Source organism: Streptomyces sp. NPDC091972 (assembly GCF_044756385.1).
Lineage (GTDB): Bacteria > Actinomycetota > Actinomycetes > Streptomycetales > Streptomycetaceae > Streptomyces.
Map to the genome: position 1 here is coordinate 387947 of NZ_JBIVSV010000005.1, position 22759 is coordinate 410705.

At 71.1% G+C, this 22759-nt stretch carries 25 protein-coding genes, 1 tRNA gene and 1 pseudogene; 11 read left to right on the forward strand and 16 right to left on the reverse strand.

From position 1 onward, the window contains the following. Nucleotides 1-32: 32 nt before the first annotated feature. The 3 genes from ACIQJT_RS17530 to ACIQJT_RS17540 form a co-directional block, all read right to left on the reverse strand. Nucleotides 33-1505, reverse strand: coding sequence for a DEAD/DEAH box helicase (locus ACIQJT_RS17530; protein ID WP_365453441.1), 1473 nt, complete (start codon nucleotides 1503-1505; stop codon nucleotides 33-35). A gap of 224 nt (nucleotides 1506-1729) precedes the next feature. Next, nucleotides 1730-1933 carry a cold-shock protein gene (locus ACIQJT_RS17535; RefSeq protein ID WP_280850343.1) on the reverse strand — a complete coding sequence of 68 codons (204 nt, stop codon included), beginning with the start codon at nucleotides 1931-1933 and terminating at the stop codon, nucleotides 1730-1732. A gap of 370 nt (nucleotides 1934-2303) precedes the next feature. Continuing rightward, a complete protein-coding gene (locus ACIQJT_RS17540) occupies nucleotides 2304-2972 on the reverse strand; it encodes a TetR/AcrR family transcriptional regulator (RefSeq protein WP_402644326.1) in 669 nt (222 codons plus the stop codon). A 117-nt stretch (nucleotides 2973-3089) separates the two neighbouring features. On the opposite strand from ACIQJT_RS17540, the gene ACIQJT_RS17545 reads away from it, so the two are divergent. The 3 genes from ACIQJT_RS17545 (at nucleotide 3090) to ACIQJT_RS17555 (ending at nucleotide 6508) form a co-directional block, all read left to right on the forward strand. Beyond that, the gene (locus ACIQJT_RS17545; RefSeq protein WP_402644328.1) at nucleotides 3090-4124 is read left to right on the forward strand and encodes a medium chain dehydrogenase/reductase family protein; all 1035 of its coding nucleotides are present in this window, start codon (nucleotides 3090-3092) and stop codon (nucleotides 4122-4124) included. Between the two features lie 231 nt (nucleotides 4125-4355). After that, the gene (locus ACIQJT_RS17550) at nucleotides 4356-5420 is read left to right on the forward strand and encodes a nitrous oxide reductase family maturation protein NosD (protein WP_402644330.1); all 1065 of its coding nucleotides are present in this window, start codon (nucleotides 4356-4358) and stop codon (nucleotides 5418-5420) included. A 59-nt stretch (nucleotides 5421-5479) separates the two neighbouring features. Further along, the gene (locus ACIQJT_RS17555; protein ID WP_402644784.1) at nucleotides 5480-6508 is read left to right on the forward strand and encodes a methyltransferase; all 1029 of its coding nucleotides are present in this window, start codon (nucleotides 5480-5482) and stop codon (nucleotides 6506-6508) included. Between the two features lie 89 nt (nucleotides 6509-6597). Here ACIQJT_RS17555 and ACIQJT_RS17560 read toward each other — a convergent pair whose 3' ends face one another. The 10 genes from ACIQJT_RS17560 to ACIQJT_RS17605 form a co-directional block, all read right to left on the reverse strand. Beyond that, entirely contained in the window at nucleotides 6598-6930 is a 333-nt protein-coding gene (locus tag ACIQJT_RS17560) for a TcmI family type II polyketide cyclase (RefSeq protein WP_365453453.1), read from the reverse strand. 20 nt (nucleotides 6931-6950) lie between these two features. Further along, nucleotides 6951-7430, reverse strand: coding sequence for an SRPBCC family protein (locus ACIQJT_RS17565; RefSeq protein WP_365453456.1), 480 nt, complete (start codon nucleotides 7428-7430; stop codon nucleotides 6951-6953). Nucleotide 7431: 1 nt separating this feature from the next. Beyond that, nucleotides 7432-7689 carry an acyl carrier protein gene (locus tag ACIQJT_RS17570; RefSeq protein WP_365453459.1) on the reverse strand — a complete coding sequence of 86 codons (258 nt, stop codon included), beginning with the start codon at nucleotides 7687-7689 and terminating at the stop codon, nucleotides 7432-7434. Between the two features lie 57 nt (nucleotides 7690-7746). Then, on the reverse strand, nucleotides 7747-8997 hold the full coding sequence (locus ACIQJT_RS17575; protein ID WP_365453462.1) for a ketosynthase chain-length factor: 1251 nt from the start codon (nucleotides 8995-8997) through the stop codon (nucleotides 7747-7749). Next, nucleotides 8994-10262, reverse strand: a complete 1269-nt coding sequence (locus ACIQJT_RS17580) for a beta-ketoacyl-[acyl-carrier-protein] synthase family protein (protein ID WP_365453465.1) — start codon at nucleotides 10260-10262, stop codon at nucleotides 8994-8996. The genes ACIQJT_RS17575 and ACIQJT_RS17580 overlap by 4 nt, the downstream gene beginning before the upstream one ends. Continuing rightward, a complete protein-coding gene (locus ACIQJT_RS17585) occupies nucleotides 10259-10711 on the reverse strand; it encodes a cupin domain-containing protein (RefSeq protein ID WP_053847564.1) in 453 nt (150 codons plus the stop codon). The genes ACIQJT_RS17580 and ACIQJT_RS17585 overlap by 4 nt, the downstream gene beginning before the upstream one ends. Nucleotides 10712-10777: 66 nt before the next feature. Further along, on the reverse strand, nucleotides 10778-11935 hold the full coding sequence (locus ACIQJT_RS17590) for a SchA/CurD-like domain-containing protein (RefSeq protein ID WP_365453468.1): 1158 nt from the start codon (nucleotides 11933-11935) through the stop codon (nucleotides 10778-10780). A 152-nt stretch (nucleotides 11936-12087) separates the two neighbouring features. After that, nucleotides 12088-12789 carry a class F sortase gene (locus ACIQJT_RS17595; protein WP_402644336.1) on the reverse strand — a complete coding sequence of 234 codons (702 nt, stop codon included), beginning with the start codon at nucleotides 12787-12789 and terminating at the stop codon, nucleotides 12088-12090. A gap of 118 nt (nucleotides 12790-12907) precedes the next feature. Beyond that, the gene (locus tag ACIQJT_RS17600) at nucleotides 12908-13276 is read right to left on the reverse strand and encodes a hypothetical protein (RefSeq protein ID WP_053847561.1); all 369 of its coding nucleotides are present in this window, start codon (nucleotides 13274-13276) and stop codon (nucleotides 12908-12910) included. 146 nt (nucleotides 13277-13422) lie between these two features. After that, nucleotides 13423-15078 (reverse strand): FAD-dependent oxidoreductase, encoded by a 1656-nt coding sequence (locus ACIQJT_RS17605; protein ID WP_402644339.1) that lies wholly within the window; start codon nucleotides 15076-15078, stop codon nucleotides 13423-13425. Nucleotides 15079-15297: 219 nt separating this feature from the next. Here ACIQJT_RS17605 and ACIQJT_RS17610 point away from each other — a divergent pair, with 219 nt between their 5' ends. Next, entirely contained in the window at nucleotides 15298-15672 is a 375-nt protein-coding gene (locus ACIQJT_RS17610) for a hypothetical protein (RefSeq protein WP_365453474.1), read from the forward strand. 124 nt (nucleotides 15673-15796) lie between these two features. Then, nucleotides 15797-17089, forward strand: coding sequence for an alpha/beta hydrolase (locus tag ACIQJT_RS17615; protein ID WP_402644342.1), 1293 nt, complete (start codon nucleotides 15797-15799; stop codon nucleotides 17087-17089). A gap of 108 nt (nucleotides 17090-17197) precedes the next feature. Here the strand turns inward: ACIQJT_RS17615 and ACIQJT_RS17620 are convergent, their stop codons facing one another. Beyond that, nucleotides 17198-17767, reverse strand: coding sequence for a TetR/AcrR family transcriptional regulator (locus ACIQJT_RS17620; RefSeq protein ID WP_402644344.1), 570 nt, complete (start codon nucleotides 17765-17767; stop codon nucleotides 17198-17200). Between the two features lie 343 nt (nucleotides 17768-18110). On the opposite strand from ACIQJT_RS17620, the gene ACIQJT_RS17625 reads away from it, so the two are divergent. The 4 genes from ACIQJT_RS17625 to ACIQJT_RS17640 are packed head-to-tail and all read left to right on the forward strand — an operon-like array spanning nucleotide 18111 to nucleotide 21051. Beyond that, on the forward strand, nucleotides 18111-18434 hold the full coding sequence (locus tag ACIQJT_RS17625) for a hypothetical protein (RefSeq protein ID WP_053847556.1): 324 nt from the start codon (nucleotides 18111-18113) through the stop codon (nucleotides 18432-18434). A gap of 3 nt (nucleotides 18435-18437) precedes the next feature. Continuing rightward, nucleotides 18438-19724 (forward strand): putative T7SS-secreted protein, encoded by a 1287-nt coding sequence (locus tag ACIQJT_RS17630; RefSeq protein ID WP_402644348.1) that lies wholly within the window; start codon nucleotides 18438-18440, stop codon nucleotides 19722-19724. Then, complete coding sequence (locus tag ACIQJT_RS17635; RefSeq protein WP_402644351.1) at nucleotides 19721-20428, forward strand: hypothetical protein; 708 nt, start codon at nucleotides 19721-19723, stop codon at nucleotides 20426-20428. The genes ACIQJT_RS17630 and ACIQJT_RS17635 overlap by 4 nt, the downstream gene beginning before the upstream one ends. Further along, the gene (locus ACIQJT_RS17640; protein ID WP_402644353.1) at nucleotides 20425-21051 is read left to right on the forward strand and encodes a hypothetical protein; all 627 of its coding nucleotides are present in this window, start codon (nucleotides 20425-20427) and stop codon (nucleotides 21049-21051) included. Before ACIQJT_RS17635 ends, ACIQJT_RS17640 begins: the two co-directional genes overlap by 4 nt. A 155-nt stretch (nucleotides 21052-21206) precedes the next feature. Here the strand turns inward: ACIQJT_RS17640 and ACIQJT_RS17645 are convergent, their stop codons facing one another. Beyond that, nucleotides 21207-21665: a hypothetical protein gene (locus ACIQJT_RS17645; RefSeq protein ID WP_365453492.1), complete on the reverse strand. Its 459-nt coding sequence runs from the start codon at nucleotides 21663-21665 to the stop codon at nucleotides 21207-21209. 71 nt (nucleotides 21666-21736) lie between these two features. On the opposite strand from ACIQJT_RS17645, the pseudogene ACIQJT_RS17650 reads away from it, so the two are divergent. Continuing rightward, nucleotides 21737-21985, forward strand: a pseudogene (locus ACIQJT_RS17650) (ribbon-helix-helix protein, CopG family); the annotation flags it as partial. Beyond that, nucleotides 21982-22425: a PIN domain-containing protein gene (locus ACIQJT_RS17655; RefSeq protein ID WP_402644356.1), complete on the forward strand. Its 444-nt coding sequence runs from the start codon at nucleotides 21982-21984 to the stop codon at nucleotides 22423-22425. The pseudogene ACIQJT_RS17650 and the gene ACIQJT_RS17655, both read left to right, overlap by 4 nt. 222 nt (nucleotides 22426-22647) lie before the next feature. Here the strand turns inward: ACIQJT_RS17655 and ACIQJT_RS17660 are convergent. Further along, nucleotides 22648-22721, reverse strand: a tRNA-Gly gene (locus tag ACIQJT_RS17660). Nucleotides 22722-22759: the final 38 nt, after the last annotated feature.

Sequence of the window (22759 nt, forward strand, 5' to 3'; positions counted from 1 at the left end):
GGGGTGGGGGCGTGGGCCGGCGGCACGGCCGCCTACGCGGCGGAGCCGTAGCCGGTCCGGCGCGGCGCGCCACGGCGGACCGCCTCGCCCGCGGGACGGCCCTGGCCCGCCTGGCCCCTTCGTCCACGGCGGCCCCGGGACGGGGACGAGGACGCGGAGGACGCGCGACGCGGACGCTCGGCCTGCGGGGCGGTGATGACGACCGGGACGCCGGACGGGGCCTGGGCGCCGGTGATGCGGCTCAACTCCGCCTCGCCGGAGCGCACCTGGGCGATCCGGGGGGTGATGCCCGCCGAGACCATCAGCCGGCTCATGCCGCGGCGCTGGGCCGGGGTCACCAGGGTGACGACGCTCCCGGACTCGCCGGCGCGTGCGGTACGGCCGCCGCGGTGCAGGTAGTCCTTGTGGTCGGTGGGCGGATCGACGTTGACGACCAGGTCGAGGTTGTCGACGTGGATGCCGCGGGCCGCCACGTTGGTCGCCACCAGCACGGTCACGTGCCCGGTCTTGAACTGGGCGAGGGTGCGCGTGCGCTGGGGCTGGGACTTGCCGCCGTGCAGGGCCGCGGCACGGACGCCGCTGCCCAGCAGGTGCTTGGTCAGCCGGTCCACGGCGTGCTTGGTGTCCAGGAACATGATCACGCGGCCGTCGCGGGCCGCGATCTCGGTGGTCGTCCGGTGCTTGTCCGCGTCGTGCACGTGCAGGACGTGGTGCTCCATCGTGGTGACCGCGCCGGCGGAGGGGTCGACCGAGTGGACGACCGGGTCGTGCAGGTAGGTGCGCACCAGCCGGTCGACGTTGCGGTCCAGCGTGGCCGAGAAGAGCATGCGCTGCCCGTCGGGGTGCACCTGGTCGAGCAGGGCGGTGACCTGGGGCATGAAGCCCATGTCGGCCATCTGGTCGGCTTCGTCCAGGACGGTGATCGCCACCTCGTCCAGCCGGCAGTCGCCCCGGTCGATGAGGTCCTTGAGCCGGCCCGGCGTCGCGACGACCACCTCGACCCCGGCGCGCAGCGCACCGGCCTGCCTGCCGAGCGACATGCCGCCGACGACGGTGGCCAGCCGCAGGTTCACGGAGCGGGCGTAGGGGGTGAGGGCGTCGGTGACCTGCTGGGCGAGCTCGCGGGTGGGGACGAGGACGAGGGCCAGCGGCTGCCGCGGCTCGGCACGGCGTCCTGCCGTACGGGCCAGCGTGGCGAGGCCGAAGGCGAGGGTCTTGCCCGAGCCGGTGCGGCCGCGGCCGAGGACGTCACGGCCGGCCAGGGAGTTCGGCAGGGTCGCCGCCTGGATCGGGAACGGCACGGTCACGCCTTCGTGGCCCAGCGTGGCCAGCAGCCCTGCCGGCATGGCGAGGTCGGCGAACGTCTCGACCGCGGGCAGCGCGGGTGTGATCGTCCTGGGCGGTGCGAACTCGCCCGAGACGGTCTGCCGGTTTCCGTGGGGCCGGGAAGTGCGGCGGGGACCGCCGGAGCGGCCTCGGGCGGGATTGGAGCGTGTGCGATTCATGCGAGAAAAACCTTCCTTGATGCGGCACGTGTCAAGGAAGTCCCGCAGCCGGTGAGCGGCGCAGAGAATCGCGAGAACGAGCCGGAGGCGATGTGTGATGCGCCCTGAAGAACAGTGCCTGAAAAACAGGGTCTGGAAAACGGTGCCCTGAAAAAGCCGCGAGCTGGGGCCCGCACCCCAAGGTGCGGGCCCCAGCTACGAAAAGATGCGCGGCGGTGCCGGGGTCAGGCCGGGACGATGTTCTCGGCCGTCGGGCCCTTCTGGCCCTGCGCGATCTCGAACGACACCTTCTGGCCTTCCAGCAGCTCACGGAAGCCCTGGGCGGCGATGTTGGAGTAGTGGGCGAAGACGTCGGCGCCGCCGCCGTCCTGCTCGATGAAGCCGAAGCCCTTTTCCGCGTTGAACCACTTCACGGTGCCAGTAGCCATGTCATATCTCCTTCGGAGGCGGTTTCGGAACGCACCCTGTGTGCATTCCGTGTCGCCGTGCTGATTAGCCCGTCGGAAATAAACCTTGTGGCAACCACACCTGCAACTGAGATCGACAGTAGCACGGTGTCATCGGCCCTGCGTGGGCGCCGTTTTTCTGCTCGACCGGTGTTCGGGGAATACGTGTCGTGCCCCGGTCCTGTTTCTCATTTTGTCGGCACAGATATTGCGGTCCCCCGGGCGTGATCTACCTCCCGCACGGGTCCTCCGCACCCCTGTGACCTCCCGTGACGGGACTTCCGCCGCCGTCACGGGCGTCGGCGTCCGGCGCGGCGGTTCAGGTCCCGGAAATCCGCCGGCACGACGAACGTCACATCGTGGCGTCGGCCCCCGGACCGGTCAGCTCGTCCAGTTCGGCGGCGTAGTACCGCGCGGGGTCGAAGCCCATGCCGGTGAAGTGACCGGCGAGCTCCAGGGACAGGGTGCCGTGCAGCCGGGTCCAGAAGGTCAGGGCCCGGTGGAGGACCGCGGTGGGGGCGGGGTGGTCGCGCGCCCAGTGCCGGTGCTCGTCGAGGTGGGCGTCGAACGGGGTCTCCCGGCCGCTCGACGGCAGCCTGGCGAAGGCGTCGAGGAGCGCCGCCATGATCTCGGACGCGATCGCGGTGATGTCGTCGGGCGCGTGATAGCCCGGGACGGGGGTGCCGTAGATGAGGAAGTAGCGGTGCGGGTCCGCGAGGGCCCAGGTCCGCAGGGCCTCCGCCAGCGCGGTCACGTCGGCGCCGGGCCGGGCGGCGACCGTGCGGAAGGTGTCGGCGAGGCTGCGGTACGCGTCCCTGACGAGTTCGGTGATCAGTTCGTCGCGCCCCGCGTAGTACCGGTACAGCGCGGGTCCGCTCATGCCGAGCTGCTTGGCGATCGCGTTGAGGGACAGTGCGGACGCGCCCGCGGTGGCGATCTGCTCCCACGCGCGTTCCTTGATCTCCGTGCGCACCTGGGCGCGGTAGCGCTCGCGCGGGGTCTTCGCTTCCGGTTTCACCATGGTTAGAGGCTATCACTGAAGTTATTGACACTCCCCTTCCTGTGCAGTTATAACTTCTAACGAAAGCGAAGCCGAGTAACCGGCCGCGTGCAGCCAGCCGTCCGTGTGGAGGTCGTCATGAACACCGAAGAACTCGTCGAGGTCGTCCTGCCGGGCAAGGTCGAGCCCGAGGGGCTGCAGATCCGGCACGGCGCCGTCCCCGCCGCGGGCCCGGGCCAGGTCGTGGTGCGGATGGAGGCCACCGGCGTCTCCTTCGCCGAGCAGCAGATGCGGCGCGGCCGCTACTACGACCAGCCGCCGTTCCCCTTCGTCCCCGGCTACGACCTCGTCGGCACGGTGCTGACGACCGGCGAGGGCGTCGACCCGGACCTGGCCGGCACCCGTGTCGCCGCCCTGGTCAAGGTCGGCGGCTGGGCCAGCCACGTGCTGGTCGACGCCGGGGACGTGGTGCCGGTGCCCGACGGGATCGGCGCGGCGGAGGCCGAGACCCTGGTCGTCAACGGCGTCACCGCCTGGCAGATGCTGCACCGCAAGGCCCGCGTTCGCGCCGGGCAGACCGTCGTCGTGCACGGCGCCAACGGCGGTGTCGGCTCGGTCCTGGTCCAGCTCGCCCTGGCCGCGGGCGCCCAGGTGATCGGTACGGCCTCCCCGCGCCACCACGACACCCTCCGGGAGCGGGGAGTTCTCCCGGTCGACTACCGCGCCGACGGCCTCGCGGCACGGATTCGCGAACTCGCCCCGCGCGAGGGCGTCCACGCCGTCTTCGACCACGTCGGCGGGCGCGGCATCGTCGACTCCTGGCGCCTGCTCGCCCCCGGCGGCACGCTCGTCGCGTACGGCACCGCCGCCACCCGCGACGCCGAGGGCTCCAAGCAGTGGCCGGTGCTCAAGCTCCTCGGCCGGGTGTGGCTGTGGAACACCCTGCCCAACCGCCGCCGCGCCCTCTTCTTCAACGTGTGGGCCGGCAAGGCGCTGTCCAGGAACCGCTTCCGGGCCCGTCTGCGCGCCGACCTCACGCACGTCTTCGCCGCCTTCCAGCGCGGCGAGGTCACCGCGCAGATCGCCGCCCGGATGCCGCTCGCCCGCGTCGCCGACGCCCTGCGGCTGGCCGAGTCCGGCACCGTCGCCGGCAAGGTCGTCCTCCACCCGTAGCGAGCAGGCGCGGACCCCGACCGACCGTCACCACGAGAGGAACACCATGTCCCGCGTCTCGCGGTGCGGCGGCCGTGGCGTCGACGCCGACGCCGGCATCCGCTACCCGTCCGACGTGCTGAGTGCCGGCACACAGCACGGCCGCAGCCGGTCGGCGGGCCGCATCCGTGACACGCCCCCGGACGGTCTATCCCGGCCATGTGCGACCTTTCAGGCCATACCGTACCGAATATGATGAGATTTCATATCTCCCGCCTGGCATGCACCGCGGCGATCATCGGGGCGGTGTTCGGGGCCGCCCCGCCCGTCGCCGCCGCCCACCAGATGACCCACGTGGTCTTTCCCGGACAGTCGATCCAGCGGGCGGTGGACGCCGCCGAGCCGGGTGACACCGTCCTGCTGACCCCCGGCACCTACCGCGAGAGCGTCAAGGTGAGCACGCCCGGGATCACCCTGAGCGGCACGGGCCGCGAGACCGTCATCGAGCCGGCCGCCACGAAGGCCGGCAACCCCTGCGCCGAGGCCGGCAACGGCATCTGCGTGATCGGGACGAAGGACCACGACGTCGAGGGGGTCACCGTCGCCTCCCTCACCGTCACCGGCTTCTCCGGGTCCGGGGTGTTCGCCATGGCGACCGACGGGCTGACCGTGCGGAACGTGACCGCCGTGAAGAACGGCGTGTGGGGCATCGCCCAGGAGCGTTCGGTGCACGGGGTGTTCCGCAAGAACACCGCCAGGGACAACGGCGACGCCGGACTGTTCCTCGCCAACACGATCAAGGAGGAGGCGGGCGCCGCGGACACCCGGGGGACCGTGGTCGCGCACAACCGCCTGGAGGGCAACCGGATCGGCATCACCGTCCGGCGCCTCAGGAACCTCACCGTCGCGGACAACCACCTCACCGGCAACTGCGCGGGCGTCTTCGTCGTGGGCGACGAGAACAAGCCGCGGGCCGGCGCGCTGACCGTGCGCGGCAACACCGTCGTGAAGAACAACAAGTCCTGCCCGAAGACCGCGCGGCTCGACGCGCTTCAGGGCTCCGGGATCGTGCTGACCGGCGCCGAGGACACCCTGGTGACGCACAACCGCGTCATCGGCAACACCGGCAACTCGCCGCTGTCGGGCGGCATCGTCCTGTTCAAGAGCTTCGTGGGCACCCCCAGCGAACGGAACCGGATCACCGACAACGTCCTGGAGGGCAACGCCCCGGCGGACCTCGTCAACGCGGCCGCCGGCACGAGCAACACCTTCGAGCACAACTCCTGCCGGGCCTCCAAGCCCGCCGGACTGTGCTGACCGGCGTGGTCACCCGCGAACTCGACGCAGAAGGACAGCCCATGACGACCACTCAGACCGTGGCGACCGCTCAGACCGCCCCGCCGCCGTCCATGCGGCTCAGGGAACTCGTGTTCGGCGCGGCCTGTGCCGCCGCCCTCCGGGCCGCCGCCCGGCTCGGCGTCGCCGACGCCCTCGACGACAGCCCGCTGGCCGTGGAGGACATCGCGGCCGCAGTGAAGACCGAGCCCGGCACCCTGCGCCGGCTGATGCGGGCCCTGTCCTGCTACGGGGTCTTCACCGAGCAGCCGGACGGGAGGTTCGCGCACACCGACATGTCCCGGCTGCTGCGCGAGGACGACCCGAACAGCCTGCGCGCCATCGCCCTGTGGTGCACCGAGCCCTGGACCTGGGCCGCCTGGCCGATGCTGGACGAGGCGGTGCGCACCGGCCGCAACGTCGTGGAGGACCTCTACGGCAAGGAGTTCTTCCAGTACCTCAACGAGGACGCCCCGGCGTCGGCGGACGTCTTCAACCGCGCCATGACGACCTCCAGCGTGCAGTCCGCGCGGGACGTCGCGCAGTTCCTGGACCTGACGGGAAGCGCCTCGGTCGCCGACATCGGCGGTGGCCAGGGGCACGTGGTGGCGAGCCTGCTGGAGAAGTACCCGACGCTGCACGGCACGCTGCTCGACCTGCCGCGCGTCGTGGAGAACGCCGATCCCCGGCTGCGTCCGGGAGGCGCGCTCGCGGACCGGACGCGCCTGGTGCCGGGCGACTGCCGGGTCGCCGTACCGGTCCGGGCCGATGTGTACATCATCAAGAACATCCTGGAATGGGACGACGACAGCACGACCCGCGCCCTGCGCAACGTCATCGAGGCGGGCGGCCCCGGAGCACGGGTGGTGGTCATCGAGAACCTCGTCGACGACTCGCCGTCGATGCGGTTCAGCACCGCGATGGACCTGCTGCTCCTGCTCAACGTCGGAGGGGCCAAGCACACCACCGAGAGCCTGACCCGCAGGCTGACGGCGGCGGGCCTGGTCATCGACGACGTCCGGCCGGTCAACCCCTACCTGCACGCGTTCGACTGCACCGTCACCGGCTGACCGGGCCGGGTGCCGCGGACAGCCGCGCGCCGGGCACGCGGTCCACACGTGCCCGGCGGGCGGCGGTCGTACGGCGGGCGTACGGCGGTTCAGGAGCCGCCGTCGCGCTCCCAGCGGTAGAAGCACCGGGCCATCGCGTCCTTGGGCGACCGCCAGGTCGCCGGGTCGTACGCGCTGACGTACGCCGCGAGGCGCTCGCTGATGTCCCGGAACTCGGGGTGCCCGGCCGCCTTCGCGATGGCGGGCCCGGGGTCCTGCTCGGACTCGATGAGGTGCAGGTACACGTCATCGAACTGGAAGAGGCTGCGCCGGGCGACCCCGACGAGGTGCGGCAGTTCACCGCGGTCCGACTCCTCGAACACCTTGGCGATGTCCAGGGCCGACTCGGGGGCCATGCGGGCGACGATCAGGGACTGATGCATCCTCAGGTTCTCCGTCCCGCTCAGTCGGACAGCATCTGCACGGGCCGGCGCTCTGCGGCGGCCTTCTCGATGCGGTCCCGGATCAGCGCCATCTGGACCTTGGAGTTCCGGTTGATGTTGTCCGTCATCCAGGCGTCGTCGACCGGGGCGTCCGGCCGCATCGCGAAGTCCTGCGTCCACACCATGCGGGTGCCCTCGGGCACCTCCTCGTACTGCCACACGATGTTCATGTAGGCGAAGGGCCCGGTCTCGACCCGGCGCGCCCGCACGGTGAGGGTGTCGCGGTCCGGCTCCCGCTCCGAGACCCAGCTCCACACCTTGCCGTCCTGGTCGGGGTGCATGGTGAGCCGGAACGTGGTCCTGTTCCCCTCGCGGGACAGGATCTCGGCGGAGGCGTACTCGCTGAACAGCTCCGGCCAGCTCGCGACGTCGTTGGTCATCTCCCAGACCAGGTCCAGCGGGGCCGCGATGGTGACCTCGTTCTGCGTGTGTCCGGTCATGTCAGGCTCCTGCCAGAAGTGCGCTGTTGGCGAGTTCGAGGAACTGCCGGGGGCTCTTGCTCTTCTCCGCGTCGGGCGGCATCGGGGTGCCGTACCGGTTCTCCAGCTCGCCCACGATGCCGAGCAGGCCGAGCGAGTCGAGGCCGAAGGTGTCGAAGCCGGAGTCCTCGCGCTGCCGGAGCTCCTCGGGGGCGACGGTGACTCCGGCGGCCTTCTTCATGAGCTCGGCCAGCTCTTCCACGGTGATGCGGTCACTCATGGGGTTCCTCTCCTTGGGTCGTGGTGTTCTGTCGTGATGGGTGGTCGCGAGGCCCCGCTACGAGGCGCCGACGGCACCGCGCCGTAGCACCAGCGCCGCGTTCGACCCCATGAGTCCCCGGCTGAGGACCAGCGCCGTGCGCATTTCGGCGGCACGCGCGCGGACGGTGACGAGGTCGAGGTCGTGGCAGATGTCGAAGACGTTGGGGGTGGGCGGGATCAGCCCGTGCTCCATCGCGAGCACCGCGGCGGCCACGTCCAGGACGGGAGCCGCGCCGTAGGCCCGGCCGACGGCGGTCTTCGGCGCCGTGACGGGCACCCGGGTGCCGTGCGGGCCGAGGGCGTCCGCGATCGCCAGTGCCTCGGCGCGGTCGGCCTCCGGCACCCCGAGGGCGTCGGCGAAGACCACGTCGATCTCCTCCGGCGCGCACCCGGCCTCGTCCAGGGCTCCCCGGATCGCCTGGGCCAGCCCCTGGCGGGACTCCTGCCAGCGGGAGGCGCCGGTGAAGGTCGCCGCGTGTCCGGCCAGGGTGGCCCGTACGGGCACGCCCCGCTCCCGGGCCGCGCCCTCGGCCTCCACGACGAGCATGGCACCGCCCTCGGCCGGCACGAATCCGCAGGCCGCGGAGGTGAACGGACGGTAGGCGCGGTCCGGTTCCGCGACCGTGCTCAGCTCCTCGTAACCGAGCTGGCAGACCATCGAGTAGGGGGCCAGCGGCGCCTCGGTCGCACCGGCCACCATCACGTCGGTGCCGCGCCGCACCGCCCGCGCCGCGTGCGCCAGGGCGTCCAGACCGCCGGCCTCGTCGGAGGCGACCACCCCGCACGGGCCCTTGAGGCCGCGCCGGATGGAGATCTGGCCGGTGCTGGCGGCGTAGAACCAGGCGATGGACTGGTACGGCCCGACGAACCGGCTTCCCTTGCCCCACAGTTGCTGGAGCTCGCGCTGGCCGAACTCGCCGCCGCCGGAACCGGCCGCGGTGACCACGCCCACGGAGAAGGGGTCGGCGTCGGTGTCGGACCGGCCGAGCCCGGCGTCGTCCAGCGCCAGGTCGGCGGCGGCCATCGCGAAGTGCGTGAACCGGTCGGTCTGGACGAGGTAGCGCTCCTCGATCGCCGACGGCGGATCGAAGTCCCGGATCTGGCCGGCCACCCGCAGCGGCAGGTGCTCGCACCCGTCACGGGTGATCCGGTCCAGGACGGGAACGCCCTCCATGGTGGCCTTCCAGAAGGCCTCGGTGTTGGTTCCGTTGGGCGCGACCACGCCGATTCCGGTGACGGCCGCGCGCCGGGGCTGCGGAGCGCTCATTCGGTTCCCTCCCTCGGCAGGCTCATGATCACCGCGGACTGGAAGCCGCCGAACCCGCTGCCCACCGAGAGCACGCTGCGCAGCCTGCGCTCACGGGCGACCCGCGGCACGTAGTCCAGGTCGCACTCGGGGTCGGGGGTCTCGTAGTTCGCGGTGGGCGGGACCACCTGGTGGGCCAGGGCCAGCGTGCAGGCGACGACCTCGATCGCCCCGATCGCGCCGAGGGAGTGGCCCACCATGGACTTGATGGAGCTCATGGGCGTGTCGTAGGCGTGCGCGCCCAGCGCCCGCTTGACCGCGGCCGTCTCGTGCCGGTCGTTCTGGACGGTGCCCGAGCCGTGCGCGTTGACGTAGTCGATCGCCGTGGCGTCGAGCCGGGCCTGGCCGAGTGCGTCCTCGATGGCGCGGGCCATCTCCAGGCCCTCGCTGGTCAGACCGGTCATGTGGTAGGCGTTGCCGAACGTGGCGTAGCCGCCGATCTCGCAGTACACGTGCGCGCCGCGGGCCCGGGCGTGCTCCAGTTCCTCCAGGACGAGCACCGCGCCGCCCTCGCCCATGACGAACCCGTTGCGCTCGGCGTCGAAGGGGCGGGACGCGTGGGCGGGGTCGTCGTTGTTCGGGGAGGTGGCCTTGATGGCGTCGAAGCAGGCCATGGTGATCGGGGAGATCGGCGAGTCCGAGGCGCCGGCGATGCACACGTCGGCCCTGCCCTCCTCGATCGTGTGGAAGGCGTACCCGACGGCGTCGAGCCCCGAGGTGCAGCCCGTGGAGACGGTCTGCACCGGTCCGCGGGCCTCGAACCGTTCCGCGACCGCGGAGGCGAGGGTGCTGGGCGCGAACGCCCGGTGCAGATGCGCGCCGGCCTCCCGGGGGTCCACGTCCCAGCGCTGCCCGCCATGGCTGACCAGGACGTAGTCGTGCTCCAGCCGGGTGGTGCCGCCCACCGCGGTGCCCAGGGAGACCCCGACCCGCCACGGGTTCTCCGCGGCGAGGTCGAGACCGGAGTCACGTATCGCCTCCTCGCCGGCGACCAGGGCGAACTGGAGGTACCGGTCGCTGCGGGCGATCTGCTCGGCGTCCAGTCCGTGCGCGGCCGGGTCGAAGTCGCACTCGGCGGCGATCTGCGAACGCAGCCCGGACGGGTCGAAGAACGTGATCCCGCGGGTCGCCGTACGACCGCTGGTCAGCAGATCCCAGAACGCCGGGACACCGATGCCGCCGGGAGCGACGATTCCTATGCCGGTGACCGCCACGCGCCTCCTCATGAGCGCAGCCCGGATCGTTCGGCCGCCCCGACGGCGTGGACCGCCTCCGGGATCGGCACGCCGTCGGCGTCCTCGGTGTCGACGTGCCCGAGCGGCGGGCTCGGGGCCAGCGGACCGAGGTGGAAGACCATCCGCGCCTCCACGTTGCCGACGTTGCGGAACCGGTGCCGCATGTGGGACGGGATCAGGAGCCCCTGCTCGGGCCGCAGTTCATGGGGCTCGCCGTCCAGGTCCACCTCGAGCTGCCCGCACACCACGTAGATGAACTCCTCGGAGTACGGGTGGTAGTGCTCGGCGATGCGGTCGCCGGGCTGCACGATGGCCACGCCCATGAAACCGCTGGTGGAGCCGACCGTGGCGGGGGTGAGCATGGCGCGCAGGTCGCCCCCGCGCCGGGTGTTGGGCTCGACCTCGCTGAGATCCACTACTCCGGGATGACGTTTGATCACGACGTTCCTCCGAACATGTGCTGCTTCGACATGAGGGCGGGGCCGGTCACGGCCCGGGCCGGTGGGTCAGGCGCCGGGCGCGCGGCGGTCGGTGACGAGGTCCATGCGGGAGACCGCGAGGAGGTGGGCAGGGGTGCTGTCCCGCAGCGCCGGACCGTCCACCCCGAGGGCTTCGCCGTCGAGAAGGGCCGTCAGCTCGGCGGTGGCGGCCCCGTCCGTGAGACCGAGCACGGGACCGGCGTCGCCGTCGAGGGGGCCGCGCACGTCGACCAGTCGCATCACGATGTCGTCGCGCTGGAAGATCGTGCTGCGCAGCACCGGTCCCCGCGGGTCGTCGGCGGCGGCCTCGTCCTGCCGGGCGAGCAGTTCGGCCAGTTGCATCCCGCGCCCCTCGCGGGCCGGGTAGTACAGCGCGTGCCGCACCGCCTCCGGGCTCTCCTCACCCGACGTCACGTGGTGGACGGCGGGCAGTGCCGCGCGGGTGAAGAAGAGCCGGGCGGACTCGGGGTCGTCCAGGTCCCGGTCCTGCTCCAGATAGGGGTTGATGGCCTCCTCGACGGCCCGCACCTCGGGCTGCCGGGCGACGTGGCGCAGCGCGGCGAGCAGGTCGCCCCGCACCTCGATGGCCCGGACCACCCGGTTGCCGTGCATGAAGAGGGAGGTGCGGCACAGCCGGGTGGTGTCGTCGACCCGCGGCTCCGGTGAGGTGTAGCCGGCGAGGATCTCGGCGACGGTGGCCTCGCTGCCCGGCTTGACCGTGAAGGTGAGCGCGTGCCGGATCAGTCCGTCACCGATCCTGGGCGCCGCCTGGAGCCGGCGCTCCTCGGGTCCGCTCTGCACCGCCGGGCCGCCGGTCTCGCGGACGATGTGGAAGCGCAGCGAGCGGGTGTCCCGGACGCAGCTGTGCAGCGGCTGCACCATCCGTACGTGTTCCTCGCTGTTGACCCAGGTGAGGAAGGGCGGGGCGCTCTCCCACTCGCTGGTGATGAGCCACTGGGAGGGGTTCTCGATGGACTGGCAGAGCTGGTCGCTGACGTGTCCGGGGACGGACGCGACCTGGCTGCACAGGCTCTCGTACGCCTCGAGGAACTGCTGTTGGGCCCCGTCGTAGACGTCCACCAGCAGGACGACACGGAGCCTGGAGCCGTCGAACACGGACTGGGAGACTCGCTGCGACGCCTGTTGCACAGACGCTTTCGAAACACGTTCGGACGTGGTGGTCATCCTGCGCACATCTCCTTCGGGGGCTTGGGCGGACGAACGTCGGCCACGGGGTATGACGTCGGCGTTCCTCGATCGTCAGCCCGCCCCGGGAAGCGCGCGACTCGTATGCACCGTGGGGGTGACCGGCGGCCCGGGAGCCGGGCGGGGCGGACTCAGAGGAGGTGGGCGAAGACCACGAGGTTGTCGGTGTAGTCCCTGGCCGAGCGGTCGTAGTCGCCCGCGCAGGTGATGAGCCGGACCTCGGGGCGGGCGGTGTCGTCGTACACCCGCCGGCTGGGGAAGTCGTCCTTGTCGAAGGTCTCCACGCTGTCGACCACGAAGGACGCCCGGCGCCCGTCGGCCCGGTCGACGTGGAAGACGTCCCCCTTCGCCAGTTCGCCGAGGTTGACGAACACGGCCGCCGACGTGGCCGTGTCGACGTGCCCGGCGATGATCGCGGTGCCCGGCTCACCGGGGGAGACGCCCTTGGCGTGCCAGCCGACGAGGTTGGTGTCATGGGCGGGAGGCGGTTCGAGACGTCCCGAGGGACCGATGGCGAGGTCCGTGAAGGGCGCGTCGACCGAGATCTTCGGAATGAGCAGGCGTACCGGCCGTGACCGCGGGAGCTGTCTGCCGGCCGGCTGCCCGGCCGCCTGTCCGGGAGGTGTGGCCGACGGGGCCGACACGGAGGCGGCCGCGGCCCGGGGCGGCGGGGAGGCCGCGGGCGACGAGCCGTCGTTCCCGCCGAACAGGCTCACGGCCAGTACCAGGACCGCCGCGGCGCCCACCATCACCTTGGTGGGGGGACCGTCCCCGGTCGGGGCGGGTTCGTCCTGGCCGGGGGTTGCTGCGGGAGGAGAAGGACTGACTGCCATCGGGGACCACCTCACCAGGACATGGCAGATATCAGGCGGACGGGGCACGGAACGGGCCGGCCGGACCGCCACGCGGCTCGCGCGTGGCGGCCACGGCGGCTATCGCGTCCGGCATGGATCAGGCCAGGCTTCCGGCGACCCTCTTACGGCGTGCCGCGTACAGGCCGGTTCCGGCGACCACCAGCATGGCGAGCCCACCTGTGGTCACCGTCGGGGAGGCCAGACCGCCGCCCCCGGTGTGCATGCCGCCGCTGGGCTTCTCGTGGCCGCTCCAGCCGCCCTCGTGCTTGCCGCCACCGGAGTCCCGGCCGTGCTCGCTGTCCTTGTCCTTGTAGGTCTCCGGGTCGTACTTCGGGTTGTTGTGCTCCTTGCTGTAGGAGGAGTCCGACGAGTCCCAGTCGTCCCCGGCCGCGTGGGCGCCGGGTGCGCCGAGAACGAGGACGGCCGAGGCCGCCGCCGTGGTCAGCAGGATGCGAGCAGAGCGCATGTGTCGTTCCTTCCGTCGGCGGCCGGGCTGCTGGTGCTTCGTCAGCTTGGGTGGCCCACCCCCGACGTGATCCACCGTCAGTCACGCGGCCGTTGGCCACCACTCAAGGCGGTCACCCGGGTGAACCGGCCCCGGTCCGGCGGACGTCAGACCGACCCCAGCAGGGTGCTCAGGACCTCGCGCAGCGCCGACTCGGCGTCCGGGACCGGGCCCTGCGACCGCCAGGCCACGAACCCGTCGGGCCGCACGAGCACCGCCCCTTCGGGCGTCGTCCCGTGCGCGGCCGCCCAGTTCGCGTCGCCCTCGGGGACCAGTTCGGCGTCCGGGCCCTCGCCCACCCGGTACGACGTCAGCGGGACGGACGTCCGCCCGGCGAGGCGGACGGCGGCCTCGTGCCAGTCGCCCGCCGCCCCGGCGCCGCTGAGCAGGACGAGCGACCTCTCGTACAGGTCCAGGGTGGAGATCCGCTCGCCGCGGTGCCGTACCGCCAGGTGGGGGGCCCTGCTGCCGGGTGCCCCGGACAGGTCGAGGCGGTCCGGCACGACCGGGGTGGTGGGGTCGGCGCCCACGACGGCGCCGTGCGGATAGCGGTAGCCGAGGGCCACGTTGAGGATGCCGCGCTGCGGGCCGCCGCCGGCGCCGGGGGCCGGGGCGTACCCGGGGTGGCTGTGTTCGGCCGACCGGGCGGCGGCACGGGCGCTGGTCGCCTCCGCGACCGGGCGGCGCTCGGCGTCGTAGGAGTCCAGCAGCGACTCCCCGGCCCAGCCGCCGAGGACCGCGGCGAGCTTCCAGGCGAGGTTGTGCGCGTCCTGGATACCGGTGTTGGAGCCGAACGCCCCGGTGGGGGACATCTCGTGGGCCGAGTCGCCGGCCAGGAACACCCGCCCCGACCGGTAGCTGCGGGCGACGCGCTGGGCGGCGTGCCAGGGGGCCCGGCCGGTGATCTGCACGTCGAGATCGGGGACGCCGACAGCGCGGCGGATGTGCTCGACGCACCGCTCGTCGGTGAACTCCTCCAGCGTTTCGCCGCGTTCGGGGTGCCAGGGGGCGTGGAACACCCAGTTCTCCCGGTTGTCCACCGGCAGCAGGGCGCCGTCGGCCGCCGGGTCGGTCAGGTAGCAGACGATGAACCGGCGCTCGCCCACCACGTCGGCGAGACGGCGTGAGCGGAAGGTGATGCTGACGTTGCTGAACAGCTCGCCCGGACCGCTCTGGCCGATGCCGAGCTGCTCGCGGACCGGGCTGCGGGGGCCGTCGGCGGCGACCAGGTAGTCCGCGAGGACGGTGGTGTGCTCGCCGGTCTCCCGGCTCTTGACGATCGCGGTGACACCCGAGGGCCCGCTCTCGAAGGACAGCAGCTCGGTGGCGTACCGCAGATCGCCGCCGAGCCGGCCGGCGTGGTCGAGCAGCACCGGCTCCAGGTCGTTCTGGCTGCACAGACACCATGAGCTGGGACTGAAGCGGGCCAGTCCGCCGCCCTCGTCGATCTCCTTGAACAGCCACTCGCCCGCCTCGCCGACCAGGGTCGGGGTCTGGAGGATGCCGTGGTTGCCGGCCAGCGTGGCGGCCGCCTGACGGATCATCGGCTCGACGCCGGCCGTCCGGAACAGTTCCATGGTGCGGACGTTGTTGCCGCGGCCACGGGGATGGATCGAGGTGCCGGCGTGCCGCTCGACCAGGGTGTGCGGTACGCCCAGCCGGCCCAGGAACACCGAGGTCGACAGGCCGACGAGGGAACCGCCGACGATGAGGACCGGTACCCGGTGGGTCGTGGGATCGGCCTGGGCCGCTTCTTGGTTCATCACTCGCCTCCAGCGCGTCGTGTCCGCCGGCTCGTCCGGATACGGCGGAGACGTTCATGCATGCCCCGCGCCGCGAACCCGGGCCCAAGCTTCACCCGCTCAACACGCCCGGTTCCCCGAGTCGGCGGGCACGGGGCGCGGCACCTCGGCGCCGGTCGCCGTCACCGCCGACGGGACCCGAGTCCCGCCCGGTGCCGGGACTGCATAGGATCTGCTCTCATGTCGAACCCTGACGAGCTGCTTGTCGCCCTCTCCGCCGCGGTGGAGTCCGAGCGAAGCAATCAGATGTCGTTGACCGTGGTCGTCGGCGGTGCCGTCATCACCGGCCGGCTGGCTCCTGAGGCCGTGTGGAGGGAGCGCGTCGCGGAGGTCCTGAAGGACTCGGACCGCCTCGGACCGTTCTCCGACGTCTTCGCCGGCGCCCCGCGAGAGGATCGGCCCGCCCCTGCCGGGACGCCCACCCACCTGCACTTCCACCTCGCCCGGATCCTCCAGGGGAGCCTCGGCATCCCGGAGACGGGCGGCATGTACCGGGTGGCGATCAAGGACGTCAGCGCATGGACCGTGGGGGACCTCAGCTACATCGACCAGTAGCCCGCCGCTCCTGTGCGGCAGGACACGTACCCCTTTTGCACTAATTGGGGAACGCGGAGGAGCCCCCGGCCCTCTGTCTGTGTGAAGGAAACCGCACAGGCAGGGAAACTGGGGATCAACCGGTATGGGTCTGACCAGCGAGACGACCGTGTACGTGATGGCGGGGCTTGCCGCCGTGTGTGTGGCACTGCTGGTCTGGTGGTGGCCACGGTTCGCCCGCCAGGGGCTGCTGCAGGTGCTCGGCCGCCTGCTGGCCCTCGGGACGACCCAGGTGGTGATCATCGCCGCGTTCGCGTGCTGGCTGAACTCGTCGTACCAGTTCTTCGGCTCGTGGGGCGAACTCTTCGGCCGTGTGGAGACGGCCCCCGTCGGCGTGACGCAGGCGGGGGACGTCGGCGGCACCGGCACGGTGAACGGCGTCGCCGTGAAGGGGGCCCTGGTCCAGCCCGCCACCGACGAGCAGCTCAAGAGGGTCAGCGGCCTGCCCACCGGCCCCGCCGCGGTGAACGGCCGAGTGGAGTCCGTGAAGGTCATCGGCCGCCGCACCGGCGTGGTCGACCCGGCGTTCGTCTACCTGCCGCCGCAGTACTTCCAGAAGGCGTACCAGCGGCAGCGCTTCCCGGTGATCGTCGCGCTCAGCGGCTACCCGGGCAGCATCTTCAACCTCGCGCAGCACCTGCGGGTCTCGCAGACGGCCGGTGCGCTCCAGAAGAGCGGTCAGATGCAGCCGACCGTCATGGTGATGATCCGGCCCACGATCGCCCCGCCGCGCGACACCGAGTGCGTGGACGTGCCGGGCGGCCCGCAGACCGAGACCTTCCTGGCCAAGGACCTCCCCGACGCCCTGAAATCCGCCTACCGGGTCGGCCACGACGCCAGTGCCTGGGGGGTCATGGGCTACTCCTCCGGCGGCAGCTGCGCCCTGCAACTGACGATGCGTGATCCGCACGTGTACACGACGGCCGCCGCCCTGTCGCCGGACTACCGGGTCAAGGACGACCCGACGACCGGCAACCTCTTCGGCAACGGCCCGGACCGCACGGAGCGGATCAACGGCCACGACCTGATGTGGCGGCTCAAGCACCTGCCCGCTCCCCAGGTGTCCGTCCTGGTGGCCGAGAGCAAGCACGGCGAACGCGGCTACCCGCAGACGCAGGCCTTCATCAAGGCGGTCAAGGCGCCCATGCGGGTCGTGTCGATCCTGCCCGAGCACGGCAGCCACAACTTCCCGACCTGGGTCCAGGAGATGCCCCCGGCCCTGAAGTGGATGAACCAGCAGCTCACGTTCCCCCAGGACGTCGTGCCCCGGCACCACAGGAAGGGCACGGTGGTCGCCGAGCCCTCGAAGCCCGGTCACGACCCCCTGCGCGCCGACGGCCCGGAGCCGACACCGACGGCCACGAGGTCCCGGCCGTAGGCGTTCCGTGCTCGGGCGGGGGGTGCAGGCTGCGTGAACCGTCCGCCCGGTGGGTGTGTCGGTGACGTGGAGGCCGCCGGCCACGCCGACGGCATCCCGTTCGTACGGTCAGCGCACGCCCGCCGCGTCGAGCAGGGTGACCACCGTGGGGGCGACGAGCCCCGCCAGGGTGTCCGCCCCGATGCCCGCCCGGGCGCTGGCGCCGTCGAAGACCAGGCTGAGCTGCCGGGCCAGCAGACCGGGATCGCTCGCCCCGCCCTTCTCGGCCTCGGCACGGAACCAGGCGGTCAGGCCATCCTTGGCCCGGTGGGCCACCCGGCTCGCGGGATGGTTCCGGTCCTTGAGCTCGATCTGCGCGGCCAGGTAGGGGCAGCCGTGGAACTCGGGCGCTCCCGAAAGCGACTCCACCTGCTCGAATACGTGCAGGATCCGCGCCCGGGGCGAACGGCCGTCGTCCGCGGGGGGCAGCAGGGTACCCACGTAGCCGGAAGCGCGCCGTTCCAGGCTCGCCGCGAGCAGTTCGTCCTTGCTCTCGAAGAGCTGGTACATCGAGCGCTTCGACACCCCCGCCGTCCTGCACAGCGCCTCGACGCCGATGTTGACGCCCTCGCGGTAGGTCAGCGTGGCCGCCGCGTCCAGCAGCCGCTCTCGGGGGCTCGGTTTCGCCTCGGTGGTCATAGTGCGAGGTTAACGCGATTCCGGCAGGAAGGAAACTGATCGGTTTCTACAGGGGGTGGAATCCACCGCCGGGACCGCGGAGGGAACGGGTCGCATCCGGTCGGCCCACCTCCGGGTTTGTCGAACCTGTGGAGATTCGAAGGTGATGGGCGGCAGGTGGGTCGTAGCCGCGACCGACTCCCTGTAAACGTCCGGGAGTTGCTGTTTCGCACGGGGAACGGTGACACCGTGCCTTTGCTCGTACTTTAGTCTGGTGGCGCGCCGGCACCATGGCGGGAACGCCTGTTCCGCTCTCCATGCGTCCCGTGTCGCCTCGTTAGCAGTCGAAGAAGGGGGCCGCCTCATGGCGGATGAATTCAAGGTCGACCTGAGTCAATTGAACTCTTTTGGCCGGGTGTTGAAGCAGACCGTCACCGATCTGGAAGAAGCACGCACAGCGCTCTCCGCTGTCAGTGCGGAACAGATCGGAACCCCGCGCTTGGACGAGGCGTGCGAGACCTTCCAGAACAGGTGGAAGTACGGAACCGGTCAGTTGAAGGACATGATCAAAGCGGTGGACGAGGGCGTGGAGAAGACCGCGCTGAGCTACAAGCAGTTCGAGGAGAACCTCTCGCAGGCCCTCAAGAAGATGGAAGAGACCAACGCCGCGAACACCGGGGGTAAGTGACCGGTGGCCGACAACCCGTACCCGAGCCTCGGCTGGAACCCCGTACCGGGAGTCCCCGAGCAGGTCACCTCCCTCTACCGCAAGGTGAAGGCCGCGGCGGACACGCTCAACAACTGCCACCGCCAGATCGAGTACCTGCTGGGAGCGAGCTCCAGCTGGCAGGGAGACGCGGCGAGCGCGTTCCGGGACACCCTGGACGGCGACCTCAAGACCGCCATGCTGAACGCTGGCCGCTCCCTCGACAAGGCCGCGGGCGCCCTGGGCACCTGGGAAGGCGACCTGACCTCGCACCGCGACCTCGCCAAGAAGTACGACGACGCCGCCCGCGAGAACAAGGCCGACGCCGACAAGGCGCGCACCCGCTACGACCAGGCCAAGGAGAACCCGGACCTCAAGCTCGCCGGCAAGGAGTACCCGAGCCAGGCGGAGGCGGACGCCGCGACGGAGCGCCTGCGCGCCGCCGAGCGCGAACTGAACGAGGCCACCACCCACCTCAACAACGCCAACAGCGCCTACAACGACGTCATCGCGAAGGCGAAGGAGCTGGAGGGCACCCACACCCACGCGGCCGAAGCCGTCGCCCGCAGCCTCGACGAGGCCGACGACAAGCTGGCCCCCAAGGAGCCGGGGTGGTTCGACAAGGCCCTCAGCGCCATCGGCGAGGGCCTCAAGGCGGTCGGCGAGTTCCTCGTGGAGCACGCCGGCACCATCGGGGCCATCGCGGGCCTGCTGGCCCTGCTCCCCACCCCGCTGGCCCCGGTCTTCGCGGGGATCGCCGTCGTGGCGAGCGGGGTGTCCATGGCGAAGAACCTCGCCAGCGAGGACTTCAGGGACGCGCTGATGGGCGAGTACGGCTTCAAGGAAGGCGCCTTCGCCTGGGCCTCCATGGTCGGTGACGGCCTCGGCATGGTGCCCGGCGTCGGTGCCCTCGCCCGCGCCGGCAGCGAGGCGGGTCTCGCGGCGGCGGTCGCCCGGGAGGGCGGCGAGGCCCTGTCCCTGGGCTCGAAGCTGGGGACGTTCGGCAGGGAGATCGTGCCCGCGTTCAACTTCAAGGCCCTCGACGTGGCCACCGACCCCGCCACCGGCGCCCTCCAGTACGGCATCAACGGCGTCAACGTGGCGGCGAACATGGCGTCGTCCCTGGAGAACCTGGGCGTGTTCCCGAAGAACGGTCCCGGACACGACGCTTCCGAGATCACCAAGGGCGCGGCCGCGTCCACCGGCCTCAAGGGCGGCGTGACCGCGATCGCGCAGGACATCGGCGAGCTGATGGGCGGCATCCGACTGTGAGTGCATACCTCGGCACGGTGGAGACCGAGCCCAGGCCGGAGTTCTGGTACGGACTGCCCTACGGGTACCTCCAGATGGACCTCCGGCCCACGCCGGAGGGCATCCAGGAGGTGGCCCGGCAGCTCGACGCACTCCCCGAGGGCCTCCGGGACCGTGCCGACCAGGTGTTCCGGCTCTACTCCGTCGTCCTGACGCTGCTGCGGAGCCAGGCCGTGATGGGCTGCGCGCTCGGCATGCACCCCGGCGAGAACGGCGAGCCCACGCTGTCCGTCCTCACGGTCTCCACCGTCCCGACCTCGGGAGCACACCCCGAGGCCGTGCTGATCCAGATGCTGGGCGACGGCGGGACCGGCGCGGACGACGGCCTCGTACCCGTGGAACTGCCCGCCGGCACCGGGTACCTGTGGGAGACGGAGCGGACGACCGTCGCGCCGACCGCTCCCCCCGACGGCGAGGAAGGCCCCGCACAGGGCACCGTCTGGCAGGGCACCGTGGCGATCCCGGTCCCCCGCACAGGGTCGATCGTCACCGTGCAGATGGTCACGCCGTCGGTGGACCTCGCCGACGACTACCGCGGTGTGCTGCTCGGCGTCGCGCGTACAGTGACGTTCGACGACCCGGCGGCGCCAGGCGAGGTGGACAACGGGTCCGGTCCGTCCTCGGACGCGGGCTCAGGGACAGACGAAAGGAGCCCGTTCGGATGACGGTGCCAGAACGGTGGAAGGACGGTCTGGAGTCGGACACCCCGCCCGCGCCGTACGCGACCGACGGGACGGATCACCGGGGCGCGGTGCGCTACCACTACGTCGCCGCACTGAAGAAATTCCTCAAGTTCTTCCCGGTGTTCCTGCTGTTGTGGATCCAACTGTTCGTGTTCCGGATCGACTATCTCCTGCCGGTGGGCATCGTCGGAATGCTCGGGGCCGTCTGGACGCTCATCATTTTCTACGGCCGCGTGTCTTCGATCCGGAAGTGCGCGAAGGTTTTCCGGACCTACCCCCTCGAATTCCGCACTCCCGTCGAGAAGATCGGCATGGAGTCGACGCACACGCTCTACCTCCGCTTCGGAGATCAGAAGGGCACCCCCTTCACCTTGCGGGCGAAGGACGCCCTGGGGCGTGGCCGGTGGCCCGTCGGCATCACTGACGGCGTCTGGTTCGCGGGCGACGAGCCCTTCGGCGGCGCGATGATCGTGCCCGGCAGCGGCGAACTCCTCTTCCTCCAGCCCAGGGACTGGAGGGCGAGGGAGGAGGACCGCACCACGGCAGGACCGGAACGGATCGAGAAGGCGGGCCGGGCAGGGATCAAACGCCCTTCCCAGCGTTAGCGCTCCTCGGCGCCGGTTGTCTCCCCTCGCCGCTTGCCGAGCCCGGCCACCGCGACGAAGGGTGGCCGGGCTCAGGGAATTGGTCGGTCCGTTTCCGTTTCCGTCAGAGCCGTTGGCGCACGGTCGACCTCCGTCACGCCTCTGCCGCGGAACGATCAACCGCCGTAGCGGCTGTGCAGATCCTCGGTGACCCCCGACATCAGCTCGGCCAGACTCTGCGGCTGTATGTCCATCAGAGGCCGTTCCATCTGAGGGTCGTAGGCCGTCAGCCCGGTTTCCTTCTCGACGATGCCCGCAAGGGCGAAGACCTTGCGGGCCGCGCCCGCCGCATCGTCCCCCGTGTGCCAGAACGGCACCGTGATGCTCACCTCGTCACCGAAGACAGACAGGTCGATGCCGGTGTCCGAGTGGCTGAGGTCCCGCGACTCCTGCTCTTCCTCCGTGACGTCCACTTCGCCCAGCAGCGCCCGGGCCTGCGGGACGATTCGGTCCCAGGCACCGAGGAGGCGGGCAGGGATCGACTCGCTCTCCTCTGCCGCGTCCTCCATCGCCTCGAGGACCTCGTCCCAGGACTGCCCGTCGCGCCTGCTCAAGAAGTAGATGTCGTAGCTCACGGCGCGATCGTAGACACTCGTCCTGTCGGCCACAGCCCTTCTGCCAACTCACTCCGCGCGCTGCTCATGCCGACGTCTACGCCGACCCCGAGGACCTGGCGATCATCAAGGAGGCCGCCAAGCGCCGGGGCATCAGCGAGGCCGAGATCATCCGTCAGGGCATCCATCTTGCGGCCATGGCGAACAGGGTCTGGGACGAGCCGCTGTTCTCGCGCACCTTCGAGGGGCCGGGACGCACCCTGCCCAGGTCGGAGATCCGCGACACGGTCACCGAGGCCGTCCGGCGGGAGGCCGGGTCGGGTTCCGGATCCGACGCGTGATCATCGTCATCGCCGACACGTCCGGCCTTCTGGCAGCCCTGGACTCGGCTCATCCGGAACATGGGGCGGCGAACGAGGCGATCATGGCGGCGGGCCTGCTGGTCATGTCCCCGCTCCTGCTGGCCGAACTGGATCACGTGGCGACGCGTGAGCTCGGCCGCGAAGCTGCTCTCAGCGCGGTCGACGACCTGCGGCGCTGGATGAGCCGGGGTCGTGTCGTCATGCCGGAGATCACGGAGACCCACCTGAGTGCCGCCCAGTCTGTCCGTGTCCGCTGTCACGCGCTGGACCTCGACCTCGCCGACGCGGTGAACGTGGCACTTGCCGTCGACTACGACACGGACGCGATTCTCACCCTCGACCGACGAGACTTCCGGGCCGTACGCCCGTTGGGTCGCCACAAGGCATTCCGGGTACTCCCCGACGACCTCCCGCTCTGAGCGGGCCCCTCGGCGGCCAAGTGCGCGCTCCCACAGGGCGCTCGCCACCCTCAAGGACACGATGGTCCACGCCGGCCAGTCCTCTGAGAAGGCCGCGCTGCTGGCGTGCCGGAACCACAGACGGCCGCCACCGACGAGCAACCATCTGACACGGATCTGGCACGCGGCCGTGATCACCCCGGACAGCAAAAAGGCCCGGGTCGCTGACCTGGGCCTTGCTCATGGAGCGGGTGACGAGAATCGAACTCGCGCTCTCAGCTTGGGAAGCTGATGTTCTACCATTAAACTACACCCGCAAGGGACGCCGGACGGAACCGGTGTCGAACGCAACGTT